The sequence below is a fragment of the Salinadaptatus halalkaliphilus genome, from assembly GCF_006543045.1.
Lineage (GTDB): Archaea > Halobacteriota > Halobacteria > Halobacteriales > Natrialbaceae > Salinadaptatus > Salinadaptatus halalkaliphilus.
The window spans coordinates 1-18,065 of the sequence record NZ_RBZW01000030.1 but is presented as its reverse complement, the minus strand read 5'-3'; the positions used below and the strand labels follow the sequence as shown (position 1 = coordinate 18,065).

The 18,065-nt window shown below is 55.6% G+C and carries 14 protein-coding genes and 1 pseudogene; 6 read left to right on the top strand and 9 right to left on the bottom strand.

Annotated elements, in window-relative coordinates; translation table 11 throughout:
• Positions 1 to 4 precede the first annotated feature (4 nt).
• Both D8Y22_RS11875 and D8Y22_RS11870 read right to left on the bottom strand, forming a co-directional pair.
• Positions 5 to 757 (bottom strand): DICT sensory domain-containing protein, encoded by a 753-nt coding sequence (locus D8Y22_RS11875; RefSeq protein ID WP_141464922.1) that lies wholly within the window; start codon positions 755 to 757, stop codon positions 5 to 7.
• Between the two features lie 111 nt (positions 758 to 868).
• On the bottom strand, positions 869 to 2,629 hold the full coding sequence (locus D8Y22_RS11870) for a globin-coupled sensor protein (RefSeq protein ID WP_141464921.1): 1,761 nt from the start codon (positions 2,627 to 2,629) through the stop codon (positions 869 to 871).
• A gap of 223 nt (positions 2,630 to 2,852) precedes the next feature.
• Here D8Y22_RS11870 and D8Y22_RS11865 point away from each other — a divergent pair, with 223 nt between their 5' ends.
• From D8Y22_RS11865 to D8Y22_RS11855, 3 genes are read left to right on the top strand one after another with little or no spacing between them, the layout of a single operon-like run.
• Positions 2,853 to 4,370, top strand: coding sequence for an ATPase domain-containing protein (locus D8Y22_RS11865; protein WP_141464920.1), 1,518 nt, complete (start codon positions 2,853 to 2,855; stop codon positions 4,368 to 4,370).
• Positions 4,367 to 6,589 (top strand): PAS domain S-box protein, encoded by a 2,223-nt coding sequence (locus tag D8Y22_RS11860; protein ID WP_141464919.1) that lies wholly within the window; start codon positions 4,367 to 4,369, stop codon positions 6,587 to 6,589. The genes D8Y22_RS11865 and D8Y22_RS11860 overlap by 4 nt, the downstream gene beginning before the upstream one ends.
• A 3-nt stretch (positions 6,590 to 6,592) precedes the next feature.
• Positions 6,593 to 8,014: a PAS domain S-box protein gene (locus tag D8Y22_RS11855; RefSeq protein ID WP_141464918.1), complete on the top strand. Its 1,422-nt coding sequence runs from the start codon at positions 6,593 to 6,595 to the stop codon at positions 8,012 to 8,014.
• Positions 8,015 to 8,095: 81 nt separating this feature from the next.
• Here the strand turns inward: D8Y22_RS11855 and D8Y22_RS11850 are convergent, their stop codons facing one another.
• The 4 genes and pseudogenes from D8Y22_RS11850 to D8Y22_RS11835 all read right to left on the bottom strand — a co-directional run bounded on the left by D8Y22_RS11850 (position 8,096) and on the right by D8Y22_RS11835 (position 9,803).
• Positions 8,096 to 8,602, bottom strand: a complete 507-nt coding sequence (locus D8Y22_RS11850) for a twitching motility protein PilT (protein WP_141464917.1) — start codon at positions 8,600 to 8,602, stop codon at positions 8,096 to 8,098.
• Complete coding sequence (locus tag D8Y22_RS11845; RefSeq protein ID WP_141464916.1) at positions 8,599 to 8,967, bottom strand: UPF0175 family protein; 369 nt, start codon at positions 8,965 to 8,967, stop codon at positions 8,599 to 8,601. The genes D8Y22_RS11850 and D8Y22_RS11845 overlap by 4 nt, the downstream gene beginning before the upstream one ends.
• Positions 8,968 to 9,240: 273 nt before the next feature.
• Positions 9,241 to 9,438: pseudogene (locus tag D8Y22_RS11840) on the bottom strand (twitching motility protein PilT); the annotation flags it as partial.
• Entirely contained in the window at positions 9,435 to 9,803 is a 369-nt protein-coding gene (locus D8Y22_RS11835) for a UPF0175 family protein (protein ID WP_141464915.1), read from the bottom strand. The pseudogene D8Y22_RS11840 and the gene D8Y22_RS11835, both read right to left, overlap by 4 nt.
• An 812-nt stretch (positions 9,804 to 10,615) precedes the next feature.
• On the opposite strand from D8Y22_RS11835, the gene D8Y22_RS11825 reads away from it, so the two are divergent.
• Entirely contained in the window at positions 10,616 to 11,521 is a 906-nt protein-coding gene (locus D8Y22_RS11825; RefSeq protein WP_141464914.1) for a hypothetical protein, read from the top strand.
• Positions 11,522 to 11,870: 349 nt separating this feature from the next.
• On the opposite strand, the gene D8Y22_RS11820 is transcribed toward D8Y22_RS11825, so the two are convergent.
• Entirely contained in the window at positions 11,871 to 12,173 is a 303-nt protein-coding gene (locus D8Y22_RS11820; RefSeq protein WP_141464913.1) for a HalOD1 output domain-containing protein, read from the bottom strand.
• Positions 12,174 to 12,220: 47 nt separating this feature from the next.
• Positions 12,221 to 13,570, bottom strand: coding sequence for a helix-turn-helix domain-containing protein (locus tag D8Y22_RS11815; RefSeq protein ID WP_141464912.1), 1,350 nt, complete (start codon positions 13,568 to 13,570; stop codon positions 12,221 to 12,223).
• Between the two features lie 442 nt (positions 13,571 to 14,012).
• On the opposite strand from D8Y22_RS11815, the gene D8Y22_RS11810 reads away from it, so the two are divergent.
• Entirely contained in the window at positions 14,013 to 14,912 is a 900-nt protein-coding gene (locus D8Y22_RS11810; RefSeq protein ID WP_217350884.1) for a DMT family transporter, read from the top strand.
• Between the two features lie 93 nt (positions 14,913 to 15,005).
• Here the strand turns inward: D8Y22_RS11810 and D8Y22_RS23365 are convergent, their stop codons facing one another.
• The gene (locus tag D8Y22_RS23365) at positions 15,006 to 15,710 is read right to left on the bottom strand and encodes a tyrosine-type recombinase/integrase (protein WP_141464911.1); all 705 of its coding nucleotides are present in this window, start codon (positions 15,708 to 15,710) and stop codon (positions 15,006 to 15,008) included.
• Between the two features lie 304 nt (positions 15,711 to 16,014).
• Here D8Y22_RS23365 and D8Y22_RS11800 point away from each other — a divergent pair, with 304 nt between their 5' ends.
• Complete coding sequence (locus tag D8Y22_RS11800) at positions 16,015 to 17,910, top strand: BspA family leucine-rich repeat surface protein (protein WP_141464910.1); 1,896 nt, start codon at positions 16,015 to 16,017, stop codon at positions 17,908 to 17,910.
• The last annotated feature ends 155 nt before the right edge of the window (positions 17,911 to 18,065 follow it).

The following is an 18,065-nucleotide window of genomic DNA, read 5'->3' as shown; positions in this document are numbered from 1 at the left end:
GGCGTCAGGGGCCGGACAGCACGTCGTCGGACGGGGAGTCGTAACTCCGATTCAAATATTCGAGGATGTGGTCGACGAATCCCGGGTCGTACGTCAAAACGCCATAGAACGCGTCCTCGTCGCGTTCGTGGGCGAGTAAGGCGGTCTTCTGGGTATCGTTGCCACCCCCGTCGAAGACGACAAACCACGTCTCGGCGACCTCGTCTGTCGAGACCGCATGAACCTGACCGGAACCGAGATCCGGCGGCGTGGCGTCGGGGACGCCGTAGGCGTGCACGGAGACACCTCGGCGAGCGAGGTCCGCGTAAATCGATCGCTGTTCTACCATGACCGAGCACTGCTGGAACCCAGTATGAATCGAACCCCGGCCGACCCGACGAGCACGGTCCTCTATTTCTCTGGACGCGTAGAGCAACTGTTCCGTATCGCGTGACGTGAACGTGGTTTCCTTGAGATGACGGAGGACCCTCTCGTATTCTCTGTCGGCAATGCCGAGGTCGCCGGTCCCTGTTGAAACGTCTTCGAGTAACTCCCTGAGAGTCGACACATCGACGACAGCGAGGACTTCGGTCGCGTTGCTGAGAACTGCGATCTCTTCCGGTTTTCCCGATGCCGTTCGATCGGCGGTAATTCGCACGTTCTGTGTGTTGAAGAACGCGCTGAGTTCCTCGTGTATGGTGTCGGTGGGATTGACGTTGAATAGGCGAAGCTCTTTCTCGTGATGTCTGATATACTCGATACTATCCCGTAGATCCATCGACGCATCCGAATATGAAACCATCCAGTACTCCTCCCTCGTTTCTATCTCCGGCGTCTGGTGCCGCCTTTGTCACTGTCGGTACGTTCCTGTTTCCGCCGGAAGCGCCCGTCACAGCAGGTCCATCGGATCACGGTTCCCGATAGCCACTTCTCGTAGTTGCTCCTGGGAGAGCGTTTCGATCACGAAGTCCGGTATGTCGTCGGGGACATCATCTGGAATCGAAACCTCATCACGGCCAGTCGTGGTGACGGTGTCCCGCCCGCCGTCAGTCGCGGAGCGTTCACCAGACAGACGTGTTACTGACTCCTCTACTTCGGAGACCATCGCCGCCTGTTCCTCGTTCGCCGCAGCCAGATTCTCGATTTCCTCTGCGACGCGGTCGGTCCTGTCGACCACGTCATCGACCATCGACGCGATTTCTTCGGCGGCAGCCGCTTGGTCGTCGGTCGCGTCTGCGACTTCGCTGATCCCGTTCGCCGTTTCGGTGACAGCCTCGACGATTTCAGTCAAGCTATCCATGGCGTCCTGAACCCGCTCGATACCTCGATCGACCTGCTCGGTGGTGTCGGCGAGATTCGCCGCCGTCTCCTCGGTATCGGTCTGGATGCCATCGACCATCGTCTCGATGTCGCTGGCGTGGGTCTGTGATTCCTGGGCGAGTGACTTGATCTCGTCTGCGACGACGCCGAATCCCTCGCCCGCTTCGCCGGCACGGGCGGCCTCGATCGACGCGTTGAGCGCGAGCATGTTCGTCTGGTCTGCGATCTCGTCGATCGCATCGACGAACTCGTCTATCTGCTGGACACGGTCCTGTAAGGAGGTGACATCGTCCGCGACGTCGTTGACTGCCTCGCCGATACCGTCCATTACCCCGGCAGCAGTATCGGCGGCTTCCTTGCCGTCTTCCGCGAGGGCTTCCGCTCGGTCGCTCGCACTCTCGACCTGGTCGGCCGTCGAGGCGACCTCTTCGATTGTCGCCGAGAGGTTCGCTACCTCGGACGAAATCTCGTCCACCCGTTCGGACTGTTGGGTCGCTGCGTCGCTGATTGCCGTGGAACTCTCGGCGACATCCTCGGCGCTCGTCTGGAGGTCACTCACCGGTTGTTTCACGTCTTCCTCGACCTCGGCCATCAGTTGTTTGTTGCACTCGATCTCCTCTTCGAGTTGCTGGCTGTAGGAGTGGATGTAGGTGTCGGTGACGACCTGCATGTCGAGATTGATGATTCGGAGAAGCGCAAGAATATCCTGCACGGCGTCGTCAACCTCTTCTTCGACCGCTGTTTCGATCGCGCGACGCGAGAGGCCGGATCCGGGGTTCAGTGCATCCTCTTCCTCGGTAGAGTCGGCCTCGATCCCTCTGTCTGCGATAGTATCTGTCAGGCGGTCGGTGAGTGATGCGACGAGGCGGTCGCCCACCAGCGGAAGGATGAGGTCGTAGTAGACTCCGTACTGGCCGAGGTAGTGTTTCACCGGCATGTCCAGTATATCGTGGAGTTTGCCGATACGGGCCCGGTCACGGAAGTAGTCCGTGCCGTACTCCCCCTCTACGAGCGTCGTGAGATACGCCGATTGCGTTCGCTTGAGTTGTTCGACGTTCTTGGGCGACCGCCCGATGACCTCGACTGTCTCCTCGTGGTCGGTTAGATTGTCGTAGAAGTCCTCGGCCACCTGGTCGGCGTTGTCCGCGAAGTCGTTTCGATACGTCCGAAGACGACGGACATCGTCGTCGGTGAAACCGATGAACTCCTTCCGCCACCGGATTTCGGACCTATCCAGGCCGATTTCCTCGACTAAAGAGTCCGCGTCCAGTTGGTCGTTGAGACCGGCCCGCCCAAAATCGTCCCGGCTATACTGTGGCGAATCGGACATAGCCTATACGTTGATTGAAAAGAGTATAAGTTCCCCATATAGATAACGGGAGACAACCAGAAGCGCGACTCGGACTGTACGCTTCGGTGGGACCCCACACTACCGTATGACTGTGGATGTGAGTGAATTACATTGCCATGGTTTCAAATGTTTTATAGTTATCCCGTTATCTAGACTGCCGGCTTATGACCCTCAATAGCCTACTGGCAAAACATGATTTACCATGACTGATGACTTGGGCGATACTTCCACTACCAAGGAGATCGAGCTGGTAGCGTCGGGTATCCCCGAATTGGACGAATTACTCAACGGAGGGTACATCCGAGGCCGTACATACCTCATCCAGGGCACCTCAGGAACGGGGAAGTCGCTGCTCGGCCAACACTTCTTGCGAGCGGGACTCGATGCTGACGAGACAGTCGTGTATATCCACGGCGAAGAGTCTAGACGCGACATTCTCGTCAACGCAGCACGGCTGGATGTCGACATTCGAGATGCCGAATTTCTCGACATCGGGCCCGGGACAGACTTTTTCGCCGAGGACCAGTCGTACAACCTGGTCGAGGCGACCGAAGTCGAATCCGAACGGTTCACGCAGGATATCAAACAGGTAATCGAAGATGTCGACCCGGCCCGGATCCTCATCGATCCGATCACACAACTGCAGTACGTGGAACGAGACGAATACCAGTACCGCAAGCGATTGCAATCGCTCATCCGGTTTCTTCGGGACCGTCAGGTGACGACAGTCGCGACACGAACACGCAGAGAAAACACTCCCGGGACCAGCCACGACGATTTCGAATCTCTCAGCGACGGCGTCGTCAACCTGTATCTCGACGAGCACGAGCGCCGGATCGCGGTCCCGAAACACCGTGGCCTCGGACAGGTCGACGGCACCCACGGACTCGAAATCCGCGAGCACGGGATCGAAGTCTACCCACAAACCATCCCGAAACACGACAACCGGACGTTCGACCCGGAACTCATCACAACAGGTCACGAAGCTCTCGACGGACTCCTCGGTGGCGGAATCGAACGCGGGACCGTCTCGTTTATCAGCGGTCCGACCGGCATCGGAAAATCGACTACCGGTGCACAGATACTTTCGGGCATCGTCGAAGACGGTGGGACAGCGCTCGGATACCTCTTCGAGGAGTCGATCGACCAGTTCGTCCATCGCTCGGAAACCCTCGGGCTCCCGATCTCGGAGATGCGGGCGCAGGGATCACTGGCGCTGACAGAGACCGAACCGCTCGTGCGTTCGGCCGAGGAGTTCGATCGGCACGTCCTCGACCAGGTCGACGAGCACGCGCCGGACGCAGTGTTCGTCGACGGGCTCTCGGGCTACAAGATCTCGCTCCAGGGGAACGACGAGAGACTCGTTCGCCGGTTACACGGCCTCACCAGGGTTCTCAAGAATCGCGGTATTGCAGTCATTATCACGGACGAGGCGGACCGCCTCACCGGCATCCCGGAAGCCACGAGCACGAACACCAGCTACATCGCGGACAACATCGTGTTTCTCACGTATGTGGAAGTCGACAGCGAGTTAGATCGAGCGATCGGAGTCGTCAAAAAGCGACTCGGGGATTTCGACAGCCGGTTCCACCAGTTTGCTATCGAGCCCGGCGAGGGGCTGGTTATCGAAGGACCATTCGATACCGTTCGGGGGATCATGCAGGGTAGTTCAACGCATCGCGTTCCAGATGAGTCCCACCGGACAGCGGACCAATCATGACCGACCGGTCGAGTCGCGAAGTGGGTGAGAACCATACCATACAACTCCTGATACACGGCGATAACGACCGGGAAGCCCTCGAAGAATTTCTCGACGAGCGATACGACGTCATCGTCGATGACACGCTTCAACCCGTCGATTGTTATGTCGTTGGTGAACAGATGGTGCCGACGTACCGCGACGCGTTGCGAGAGCACAAAAAAGAGGCCCATCCAACCTTCACACCCGTGCTGTTGATTCAACAGGAAGGGTCGAGGGGAACGGTCCCGTTGCCGTCCGAGCAGAACGGCGACGGGCCACCGCTCATCGACGAGGTCGTGTCAGCACCTGTCGACCGGACGACCCTGTTTCGTCGTGTGGGGAATTTGTTGGCGAGGCGTGAGCAGTCGGTGGAGTTGTCCACGCGCTACGAGGACGTGCAGATTCGATTTCAGCGACTGTTCGATTCGACGAACGACGCGATCTTCGTTGTTGCTCCATCTGGCGACGAGATCAACGAGTGCAACCCCGCGGCGTGTGACCTCGTGGGATATTCGCGCGACGAACTGCTCTCTATATCCCCGACCGAGACGATTCACGCCGACGAGCGCGAGCGATTTCAGTCTTTCCTCCAGCAGGTACAGGAGGCAGGACAGGGATCGACCGACGACCTTACGTGTCAAACACAGGAGGGAGAAAAGCGACAGCTGGAAGTGTCGGCTGCGACGCTGAGGGACGTCAAACAGTCACGGATAATTCTCTCGGCCCGTGACGTGACCGAACGGAAGGACTACGAGCGGGAACTCGAACTGAAGTCCCAGTCGATGAACAAAGCGCCGGTCGGGATCACCATTACCGATCCCGACCGAGAGGACAACCCCATGATCTACGTAAACGAGGAATTCGAAGCGCTGACAGGACATTCCGAGTCTGAATCACTCGGTCGCAACTGTCGGTTCCTCCAGGGTGAGGCAACTCGGGAGGAACCAGTCGCCGACATGCGGAAGGCAGTTAAGAAGGGCGAACCAGTCTCCGTAGAACTCCGGAACTACCGCAAGGACGGCAGTCAGTTCTGGAACCGTGTCAGTATCGCGCCTGTGAGAGACGACGCCGGAACCGTCGAGAATTACGTCGGGTTCCAGGAGGACGTCTCCGAGCGCAAAGAGCGCGAGATGGACTTAGAGCTGTTCAAAAAAGCCGTCGAGAACGCAGGACATGCGGTCTTTATCACTGATACGGAGGGGACTATCGAGTACGTGAATCCGCAATTCGAAGCCCGATCCGGCTATACTCGTGAGGAAGCCGTCGGTCGAACACCCCGAATTCTCAAGTCGGGCAAACAGGACGAGGAGTTCTACGATCGGATGTGGCAGACGATTCTTTCTGGCGAGCAGTGGAATGCAAGTCTCATCAATCAGCGCAAAAACGGGGAGCTGTATCACGTCGACCAGACGATCTCGCCCATTGCGAGCGACGACGGAGAAATCACCCACTTCGTCACGATCGAGTCCGACGTGACGAATCGTCGATTGCGCAAACAGCAAATCGACGTGCTCAATCGCGTCATGCGCCACAACCTCAAGAACGGAATGAACGTGATTCAGGGCCGGGCCGAACTACTCCGCGAATCGCTGGGCGATGACGAACATCGGGCGAACGTCCGGGCGATCGAAGAACGGGCGGACGCTCTGGCGACGCTGGGTGACAAAGCCGGAACTGTGCGCTCGTTGTTCGAAAACGAATTCTCAACTGAGACCGCTACCAACGTGACGGAGTTAGTTAGCGATGTCGTCACCACCGTTTCTGAAGAGTATTCGACCGCTTCATTCGATGTCGATGATTCTGACCCACTCTACGCTCGAGCAGATAGCCGGTTGAAGGTGGCAGTGAAGGAACTACTGGACAACGCCGTCGTCCACAACGACCAACCCAAACCCGAGGTGACGGTCACCACCAGACCGTCCAGAGAAAAGCAGTCTGAACAGTGGATCGAAATCGAAATTGTGGATAACGGACCGGGCATCCCGGACCAAGAACTGGAGACGATCAAACAGGGCGAGGAAACGCCGCTCCAGCACGGCACCGGACTCGGGCTCTGGATCGTCTACTGGACTGTCTCGCTGTACGGTGGCGAAGTCACATTCGTGGATAACTCACCGCGTGGAACAGGCGTCGTATTGAACCTTCCTCGGATGTCCGCAGACTCATCCGTCCGGGGAACACTCGTCGAACACCACTGACCAATGGAAGACACCGAGACTTCGGACATACGGAGCGAGAATCAGACGGATCGGTATCGGACGCTCGTCGAAGAGTCGAACGACATCGCAACGATCATCGACACTGACGGAACGATGACGTACGTGAGCCCCGCCGTCACACGGGTTCTTGGCTACGATCCCGAAGAATTAGTCGGGAACACTGGCTACGAATACGTCCATCCCGACGACCGAGAGAAAAACGCCGAGGCGGTCGAAGCCGTTCTGGAGACCCCGGACGAACCCCGGACCGTCGAAGTTCGATTCAAACACGCCGACGGGTCGTGGTGCTGGATCGAGGCCACGATGCGGAACCGGCTCGAAGACGATGTCATCGACGGTATTCTACTCAACAGCCGGGAGATTACCGAGCGGAAAGAACAGGAACGCGAACTCCGCGAACTGGCTGGAGAGTACGAGGCCCTCCTCAACAATGCAGAAGACGCGATATTCTTCGTCGATGTCGACGCTTCAGACGACGACATTACGTTCGAATTCAACCGACTCAGTCCGGCATACGAGCGACAGACCGGCCTTACGACCGAAGAGGTCCGGGGAGAAACGCCTCGTGATGTATTCGGTGAGCAAGAGGGAGCCGAACTCGAAGCGAACTATCACCGGTGTGTCAAAGCTCGTGAGCCGATCTCGTATCAGGAAGAGCTAGAAATCGATGAGGAGGCACGCATCTGGCAGACGAATCTCGCGCCAGTACTCACTGACGGCGACGTAACCCGTCTCGTGGGAATCACCCGGAACGTCACCGACCGCGTCGAACGGGAACGACAGCTTCGTCGGCAAAAGGAGCGGCTCGACGAGTTTGCGAGCGTCGTCTCCCACGACCTGCGCAACCCGCTCAACGTCGCACAGGGCCGCGCAACGATCCTCGATGAACAGACAGAGAGCGAACACCTCGATCTACTCTTACGATCACTCAACCGGATGGAGGCGATCATCACGGACACGTTGACGCTCGCTCGGCAGGGCGAGACGATAGACGAAACGGAGTCGGTCAGTCTGACCGATCTCGTCGGGAAGTGCTGGGGAACGGTAGACACAGAAGCGGCGACTCTCCAGCTAGCTGATGAGATGACGTTCCAGGGCGATCGCGACCGATTACGGCACGTGTTCGAGAATCTGTTCCGAAACGCTATCGAACACGGCGGCACGGACGTGACCGTTCGCGTCGGACGTGTCGATGAGGACACTATCTACGTCGAAGACGATGGGTCTGGGATCCCCGCAGATCGGCGCGAGGCGATTTTCGAACCGGGCCAGTCTTCGACGAGTGGCGGCACTGGATTCGGACTAACTATCGTAAAACGGATCGTGGAGGCTCACGGCTGGACGGTATCTGTGACAGACGGGCCTGAGGGTGGGGCGCGGTTCGAGCTCGTGATGTCACAATAGGAGGGATGACCCGTACTCAGACACGCCCTGTCGTCCATGCATTGAGACGACACCCGCTATGGAGGGGGCGGTATGCGTATCTCACCGATAGTCCGAAATCGACTGGTATGGCACGTAGTACCCCATTTCATCGATCCATGTCGACAGCCACTCGTCGGCAGTTGGCTCATCAATCTTTCCAGCATCGATCGCAGCCAACAGAACCCCGACCGACCCGACAACGGTCACGCCTTGGTCTTTCGCAAACGATCGGGCATCCCCGTCGTCGGTCAGTAGACGACCGTCCGCAGCGTCTGCTAAGGCAAACGCCTGTGCTTCACCGGGATCGAGATGGTCACTGACAACCGCCTCTCTGTTTGCAACGGTGTCCGAAATCGTCACGACTTGAATCTCGTCGTCAAGTATATCCAGTGCTGACTGGAGATACGGATGGTCATCAACGCCGTGTCCGAGTTCCTCGTGAACGACTGGCACCGTACAGATTCCAGAGAGGTCAGCAACTACCCACCGCTGATCGATGTAGGTAAAATTCGAGAGGACAGTCGTGTTCAGGACGCTCGGGTTCGCTGGAATATCGTCACCTGTCATTTGGCACGCGACTCATCGTCGTCCAAGTCCTCATCATCGAATTCGAGTTCACTCGCTGCCTCTACTTCGTAGGCAGCGTCGTCTTCGTCAACGAGGCCAAGTCGGAGTTCAACACCGTGCTCACAGAGGATATCCCGCATCGTCCAGCGGTCGACATCAGCAAGTCTCGCAGCATCACCGAGTGTGATCCGCTCGCGTTCGTAGAGGGCGACCGAAGCTGCAATGCGCTCGCTTTCGTGGTCCTCGAAGTATTCACGCACGAACTCTCGCAACGCATCGCTCTTGCCACTAAACACACCAGCCTCGACAGCGCCCTCGATGAGGAGGTCGAGATCGTCTGGATAGGAGCCGGTGATTCGAGCCATCGTTCTATCCCAGGCTACGTCTTCATACTATTTATGAACTGTGCCAGAGTGCCATATGCATTGAGACGACCAGTCTCAACTCCTGTCGGAAGTCATTCTGCAGAGGTTCGCAGGTTGGGTTTCTACAAATCAGCCACCCTGTTATTTTGATTTAGTCCCATAAATACCAATAGTGGCCAGCGTATTTGCCGAAATACCACTGATGGATTGAGATGATTTCGGCGTGGCTCCTCCTGATTAAATTATTCCCACGGCGACACCAAAGGGAACGCATTCGGCGTCGAGTGTATCGAGTGTCGATTGAAGATATGGGTGGTCATCAACGCCGTGTTCGAGTTCCTCGCGGACAACTGGCACCGTACAGATTTCGGAGAGTCTTGTAACCACCCACAACTGGTCGATATAGGCAAAATTCGAGAGGACAGTTGTGTTCAGGACGCTCGGGTTCGCTGGAATCCCGTCACCTGTCATTTCGAACGTGTCTCCTCGTCGTCCGAGTCCTCATCATCGAATTCGAGTTCGCTCGCTGCTTCCACCTCATAAGTTGCGTCGTCTTCGTCAACGAGCCCGAGGCGAAGTTCAACACCGTGCTCACGGAGGATGTCACGCATTGTCCAGCGGTCGACATCAGCGAGTCTCGCAGCATCACCGAGTGTGATCCGCTCGCATTCGTAGAGGGCGACCGCAGCTGCTATACGTTCGTTTTCGTGCTCCTCAAAGTATTCACGCACGAATTCTCGCAACGCATCGCTCTTGCCACCGAACACACCAGCCTCGACAGCCCCTTCGATGAGGAAATCGAGGTCATCTGGATAGGAGCCGGTGATTCGTGCCATCGTTCTATCTAAGACTACGGCTTCATACTATTTATGAACTATGCCAGACTGCCATATGTATTGAGAACGCAGTCGCAACTGTCCACAACTCACGGTCTGAGTACCGCTGCTGTCAATATTGCTGCGACTGTGACCACGATACCAATCGCCAGCAGTGCATAGTTTGCGATCGGATTCGCGGCTCGAGCGACATCGTAGGAGTACTTTCGTCCATCCATGAATGCTCGAAACCTGCTGGCGTAAGTGCGTCGGCGGCGATATGCAAACCGATCGAGACGACGCCAACCAGACCAAGGAGGATCCCGAATCGAGTCGCGCTTGAACGCCGAGCAGGAACCCGGCCAGGCCGACTGCGGCACCGATCTCGACGGCGAAGTGAACGGTATGAGTCACGCCGCGGTGTTTGATCCCTGGTATCCACATATCCCAGTCGGGGACCATCGAGAGCATGATCGCGACAGCACCGCCAGCGATTGCCAACTCGAGGCCGATGAGGACGGCGGACAAGAACCCAATCAGAGCGTAGGCGATTAGTGCCGCACTGTAGTTAACGCATCTCCCATCCGAGAACTTCACCAAAATCGGACGATAGATAGAATGCTTCGATAAATGGAGGTGAAGGCGTTACCAGCAGAATTACTAACCTACCCGTGAACTGTCAGGAACGCTGTGAAACACTCAGAGGATGGGTGCATCAGGATGATCGCGTTAATACCAACTAAATATCATTGAATTAGTTGCGCTGCGGAGTGTGCGAACTGAATTGTTATCGTGGAAAACTTAATTAGGATCCAATATTATATTGGTGATAAATGGGAGGGGGGCTGGCAGTTGAACCCGACGAGATCTACGCGATCTATCTGGAGATTGCGGACGAGATTTTCGCCGATGAAGAGTCTCTACGGAACAGTCTACCAATCGATGCGACTGCGGGAGTTTCGAGACATCTTTCAGGGGTCGTTGACCGCTGGAGTGACGCCCGCAAATCACTTCGGACGATTCCAACTGCAAACGTCTACGCCCGCGAACTTGACGACTTACCTGATCAGTCAATCTTACGGATATTGGTAGGCTTGGACGCCGAAGTAAACGCCCTTGACGATATCATCGATACGGAAGACCTCTCGACGGAGCGACGCGTGGCCCTCACGGCCAACGCTGCGTTTGCCTCAATGCTCATCGCTGAATCAGTCCCGACAGCACACCGTGAGGCAATCGCTACCGTCCTCCGAGAGTACTTCACCGCCCTCTTCCAAATCCCGCTCGTTGAAGCCCGCCTCTTCGAGCAAGTTCGCAACGCCTCGACCAAGACCGGTCAACGAGAAGCAACCCGGGAGATCTATGCGTACCGCGCCCGTGATATCGATGCCTTTGCCAGAATTCCCGCGCTCGTTTTTGGACTTGACGAACAGACCAAGCAGCGAATCATCTCGGATCTTCGCACATATCGTGCCCATCGCCTGCTCTATAAGGATATTCATGATGTCTCCCGTGATCTCGCGGACGATGATATGACACCGGTCATTGCCCTTCTAACCGCCTACGACTCGATCGAGACTATCATGGCCAAGGTCGAACAGATCTACGATCACTTCGAGTACACGGCTACGGGTGAAACCCGATATAGGGATGTGCTCATTGAACTAGAGGAACCCCCGAATGACCTCGCCGCCCTTCTTCGAGAGCAACAGGAACTCGTCCGCGCGGCCGCTGACTGATCCCTATACACTCCGTACTAACCGATCACCACGTTCGTAGATCGAGCCGAAACTCATGCTGCATTCGCGCTATGAGTTCAGCAGAGGCTCAACGAACTACCGAACCACTGTCAAGAGATACGTGCTACATAGAGAGGTTGTATCTCGCAATCGAAACTCACGGAAATGATAGAGCGGATGTAGCTAACGATTGCATCAACACGGAGTTACAGAACATCAGTATCACCTTTTGGGCCTCCAGTAGGAACTTGAAACTCACCGTGGCCGCAATCTCGACACCACTCTTTGAAGAGGCCGCACTCACCGTTCTTCAGTCGAACCACATGGGCCTCCTCGTCACCCAGACCACCTATCCAACGACGATTTCCCCGTGCCCCGTCACCGTCACCGACTGCTCCTCGTACTCGAACTCGACCTGGATACCCGGCTCTGTCCCCGACGATAGGAGCGTATCAAGAGCATCCGGATCGATCGCCGAGTGGAGGGTTTCCATCTCCGTGGGTTCCTTACCGATTATCGCGGCAACCGCTCCGACAACCGTTATCGAGAGCGGGCTATCGCTCGTCCAGTCGTGCTGGGCGTGGTACGTCTCCGTGATTGGGTCGTAGCCGAAACGGTCCGTGCTGTCGGTCAGTATCGTACTTGAGGTCATTACTTCGGGAGAGGAGTACCGACAGCGTAAGGAGTCGGGCTGACTGGTCAGCGTGCGGCCTTCCCCGACGCATCGAACAGCTGCTCTAAGACGGTCTCCTCAGCCAACCGGAGGTGTTGATTGAAGGTTTGACGGGTGATCCCCAGCCTCTCGGCGAGTTCGTCGCCGGTGCTCTTCCGAGGCGTTTCGAAATACCCGCCATAATATGCCGTCTGCAGTGACGTGAACTGCCGTTCGGTAAGCACGTCTTCGACGATGTCGTAGAGGAGCCGCGGCGAGTACTGGAGTTCCTGTGACTCTAATCGGATATCCGAATACACTTTCCGGGCGGCCTGTACGGCCGTCCTCGATTCCACATCTCCTGGCACTTCAGACGTGAGGAGGGGGCCTGCAGCACCGTTAGTCTGGAACAGGGATTTCACCTGTCCCCCCAACTCTGCAAAGACTAGCGAAATGGTCGGCGCCTCGACGTGGACCTCAACCCGGCACTCACCGGCGCTCGACTGAAGCAGTCGGGTGTCTTTAACACTGTACAGTTGGCCGAACACGTCGATCAACTCCTTTGCCGAAATGCCCCTCCCGGTGATGTACTTGAGGACCGACCCGTCTTGGAGTCGAACGACTTCGTCAACGTCGATGCGCATATCACCGTCAGCTACGTCGAGCAGCGGGCTGAATAACTGCTTGGAAGAGAGTTCGAGCACCCGGCGTTTATCGCTCGTCAGCTTGCCCTCGCGCTCTTTCAGCTGGGTTGTATCCTCGAATCCCACGACAATATATTCAACATCTCCGTCCTCACTCAATACAGGTGCCGAATTGCTCGACAGCCAGCGTTCGGTTCCGCTCGGGAGGTCGATCCAGTGTTCGAAGCCGTAATCGGGTTCTTTCGTCTCCAGAACGCGAGTCACGGGGTGCTCGTCCGCGCTGACAGGCGTGCCGTCGTCGTAATAGATCTTCCACTCCGGCTGGCGGTAGGTTCGAGAGGTGATCTCATCACGCTCCAGTTCAAGCGTTTCTTCAGCCCGTTGATTAGCGAAGGAGATCTCCCCGGACGGCTCGACCACCACGATGCTGATCGGACTAGCTTCAAGGATTTTCTCGATGACCGTGCGCTCAGCGTTGCTCAGCGTCGGCGTCGCGTGGATATTGGTCGCGTTTACTGACGGTCCTTCATCTGGATGCGATCGCCACCAGACCCGGGCGTTGGCACCTACCTCCTTGGTTTCCAACTCACCACTGCTCGCCAACTTCTCTAGACGTTTGTAGACGGTACGTCGAGCCGCGTTGAGCGAGTCTGCCACCTCTGGAGTCGTGAGTGGCTCAGAGGGGTCGTCGCGTCGGTCGAAGACGGCCAGCGTTTCTGCATAGGCATCCCCGGAAGAACCCGATGATGACATACACGCCCTAGGGCAAGGCACGCTATAGCGATTCCGTCGATAGAACTACGGAACTGATAACTTCACCCGGGTCGCCCCCTGTAGACAGTTGGCGATTTTCTTATGGGAGATACGCGCTCTGTATTTAGCCCCACCTGAGTTATCTGTTGAAGTACTGTCAGGAATGCCGTGCTAAATCTAGAGCGTGTATTCACCAGACAACCTGCAACTCGTAACTCGGATTCTGAACCAACTCCTCGATGAAACGGCGATAGTTCAGCTAGCTACACGTCAGCGTTCAACGTTAGATGGTACCACATATCATTGGGTGATTTATATTTTTTCACCGATACGTGTGCAGTATGGCAACCGGGAGTCGGGAACGAGCGTCCCTGCTCACCGGAACAACGCCGCCTATCGGTAAAGAGACTTTTCACGCGTTCACAGAGAACAGTGACCAATCGTGATAGTGGAACTCATCGGACTCACGCTGGCCATACTCGCTGCCGTTCTTCTGGCTGTCCAGAACGTATTGATTCGAGTAGCCACTGACGGGGGCGATATCAGTGACGCCATCATCGTCATGATGGGAGTGAACCTTGGTTTCGTCGCACCACTGGCGGCTGTTCTCCATTATCCAGCGTACGGTCTCTCGTGGGAGGCCGTAGTGGCCTTCGCAGCCGCAGGGATCGCTGGGCTTGTCCTCGGCCGCATCTGTATGTTTGCTGGGATCGAGATGATCGGCGCAAGTCGGACGACACCACTAGTTTCGGCCTCGGCGTTGGTATCGACTGTGCTGGCAGTGTGGTTGTTTGGGGAATCCGTCGTAACCTCCCACGCCGTCGGAATTGGGCTTATTGTTGGTGGAGTAGCGATCATCTCTTGGGTGACGGCTGTCGATGAGGAGTCCGACCCGTCAATACGGAATGTGGGATTCGCCCTCCTGTTCGCACTGGGCGCTGCAGTATTCGTCGGGATTGAACCAATACTCATCCGGATCGGACTCGATTCGGGGACACCGATTCTCGTTGGGCTTGCGGTGATGATGACCACCGCATTCGTGAGTTACGCCGGATATTACAGACTCTCCAGAAACTCGTTCGGCTCCCCTTTCGAAACTTCACACACTCGTTGGTACGTCGGTGCGGGCCTGGCAAGTACGATTGGCCTGCTCACGTACTTCGGAGCACTCGCCTCAGCACCAGTGGTGATCGCCATTCCGATCATACACACAGCACCGTTGATCGTCCTCGTATTGTCGATCATGTTCCTTCCGCAGCGCCTCGAGCGGATCACATGGCCCCTGATCGCGGCCGCGGTAATTGTCGTGATCGGAGCAGCTCTCGTTTCTCTCGCGGGCTGAATACGCGCTGTCCATCTTGCATAGCCCTCAAATAAGATTTCAGACCTGTCAGGTGATGATTTGCAGAAGGTGGCGACAGTTGTATCGATTTCTTCACCGGTGATGGACTTGCCGAAGAGCGTCTGCTGTCGCTCTCCCCGAGATACGGATGTACTTTTGAGCTGTCGCTAGGTCGCTCCACCCCATCAGCGCTTGGAGTGGAACGGGTGCGACTCCTTGGTATGCGTGGTAACTGGCAGCGGTAGCCCGGAGACAATGGGGATATACTCGACCCTCAATGTCTGCGGCTTCAGCGACAGCGTTCACTCGTCTGTTGACCGCGGTTCGTGACCGGGGAAACGCTTCGTACTTGTCTGTAAACCGTTCAAGACACAACTCAAGCCGGAGCGACAGGTCAATGGGAATCGCCCGGGCTGAAGCGACCGTCTTCGGATGCCAGCGTCCCTTCATCGCCTCTTCCTGTGAGAGTTGCTCATTGTGAGTGGTTTCTTGTGATGCTTGGCGACGGCAATAGCCACACTCGCAGGGTTCGTGTTGCGGAATACGAAGCAGCATCCGATCCCAGTCGATCCAGTCGGCACGGAAGTGAGCGATCTCGCCAGCACGCAACCCAAGTCGGCCCGCGGCCAGACACACGAACCGCGCCTGCAAGTCTCGCGGCTCTGGCAGTGAACTACACGCTTCTAGGAGAAGCTCAAACTCTCGATCCGTGAGCACATCCTCGTGGGTGTGTCGCGTTGTCAACGATTGTCGATGCTGCTGTGCCCATTCATTCGACTGCTGATAGTTATCCGTCATCCACCACAAGAACGCTGTTTTCCCCGAAATGAAAGGCGATATATCGGTAACAAGTCAACTCAGCATCCGCTAAATATAGAGAGTAAAGTCAGCACTGGCTCATGATCAACTTCGGTCGAAAATGGAGCACAAACATTATGTTGGTGCCTGTATAATTTCACATTGATATGCAAGACGGAGGGTGCAGGCAGTACGCGAACCATAGAAATTTCAGTGATTCATGTCTTTGGAGGTATATAAACCTAATAAGTGAACATCTCGAACGCGAGACTACTTGAGTGCTACACACGGTGGTGTCGATGGAATGACTAATCTACCGTACAACCGGCGTGACTTTTTGAAAGCCGGAAGCGGGATGTTGTTCGCTGGCGTTGCCTCCCAGACAGCCACAGCAGACTCACCAGCAGTAGTCTTGCCCGAGGATAGTAGCTCCCTGTTTAGCGGTGGATGGCTTCGGGAACACGATTTTGCAGACAGTTCATTCGATCAAGGTGATGTTGAAACGCATGTGAGCGAATTTGACCTGGAGAATGCAGACGTGAGTAACGTCAAATATATGGGTGGAATATTCCAGAATGCTAATTCGTTCAATCAGGATATTAGTAACTGGGATACCAGCAACGTCCAAGATATGAGACGGATGTTTACTGGTACTTTGTTCAATCAGGATATTAGTAACTGGGATACCAGCAATGTCCAAGATATGAGCCAGATGTTCCGTTCTGCTAGGTCGTTCAATCAGGATATTGGTAACTGGGATACCAGCAATGTCCAAGATATGAGCCGGATGTTCCGTTCTGCTAATTCGTTCAATCAGGATATTGGGGGCTGGGATACCAGCAATGTCCAAGATATGAGCCAGATGTTCCGTTCTGCTAATTCGTTCAATCAGGATATTGGTAACTGGGATACCAGCAATGTCCAAGATATGAGCCGGATGTTCAACAAAGCTAATTCGTTCAATCAGGATATTGGGGGCTGGGATACCAGCAATGTCCAAGATATGACCCGGATGTTCTGGCTGGCTGAGTCGTTCGATCAGGATATTAGTACGTGGTCTGTTGAGCAAATTTCTGACAAACCAAATAACTTTGATAGTGGTGCAGGATTTAGCTCTAATCACGATAAGCAGCCTAATTGGGGCGGTGAGAATATTAGTGACAGCAGACTTGCCGACGATAGCCCTGAAGAAGAACCAGATCCAGACAACGATTCCTTGCTGCCGGAGACTGCTGCCGGGATTACTGTAGTGAGCGTTCTCAGCATCGCTGGCTACACACTGTTCCGACAGCGTGATGAAACACCTCCTAAAATCTCCGAATCTGAAGCGCAAACATTGGCTGGACAAGCCCGTTCCGCTCACAGTGAGCAGTCTAGTGAACAAGTCTTTGCAGACTTTCAGGAAGCAATTGACGCATATCAGACGCTCGCAGAGACGGCCTCCGATGAGGATGAGCAAACCGTGTTTCAAATAACTGCCGACGAACTTCGGGATGAACTCTGTGCCCTTCCTGACGAGATCAGCGACCAGGCTCATAACGCCAAAGAAGAAAGAAACTACCAGACTGCACTTGACCAATACGACCGGGCGATAGAACTCTGTGAGATGATTGTTGAGTGGCTTCCTGCCGACGACTCACGCGGTGACTCACTGCAAGAGCAACTTCCAGACTATCGAAACGAACGCGAAGCTATCGAGACAATTCTCGCCGACCGCGAAGAACTGCAGGAACTCGTAACCACTGCCGAAGACCAGCTTCAGAGTGCAATTACTTCCCACATCTGCGGGGAGAAAGTGGCCGCTCGCACTCGGTATCGCCAGGCACGCACAAACTTCGAGAGGGCACTTACTCACATAGACGACACCGATGATGAATTGCTTGACCCACCAATAGAAATTGAGGTGGCTCCAGACGACCAGACTATGCCCGATCAACTCACGACTGTCACGGAGTTTAGTTCCGAGACCCGAGAAACACTCGAAGAAGAGGGCATCGAAACCGTTGCAAAACTCCAAGAACGAGCCAGTGACGGCCAAGTAATCAACACTATCATTGAGAGGGATGTGTCTGACGACCAGCAATTACTGGTAGAATTACTGGGACACTGGGAAGGAGAACACACTCGGATACTCGACGGAAAGCAGTTACTCCAAGACAGACACTCAATTGCCGAAGAAGGCTATCAAACGGTCGTCTGATTAGCGCAAGGGAGAGTTTGTCGTCAACAATCATTGTGTCTTTCATCCCCTGTGCTGGGACCATCTGTTCTAGTTTAACGCACCGAGGCATCCAAGGACATCGGACTAGAATCATCAGTAACTAGGAATGTGAGAATCCGGTGGATAGTGTGACT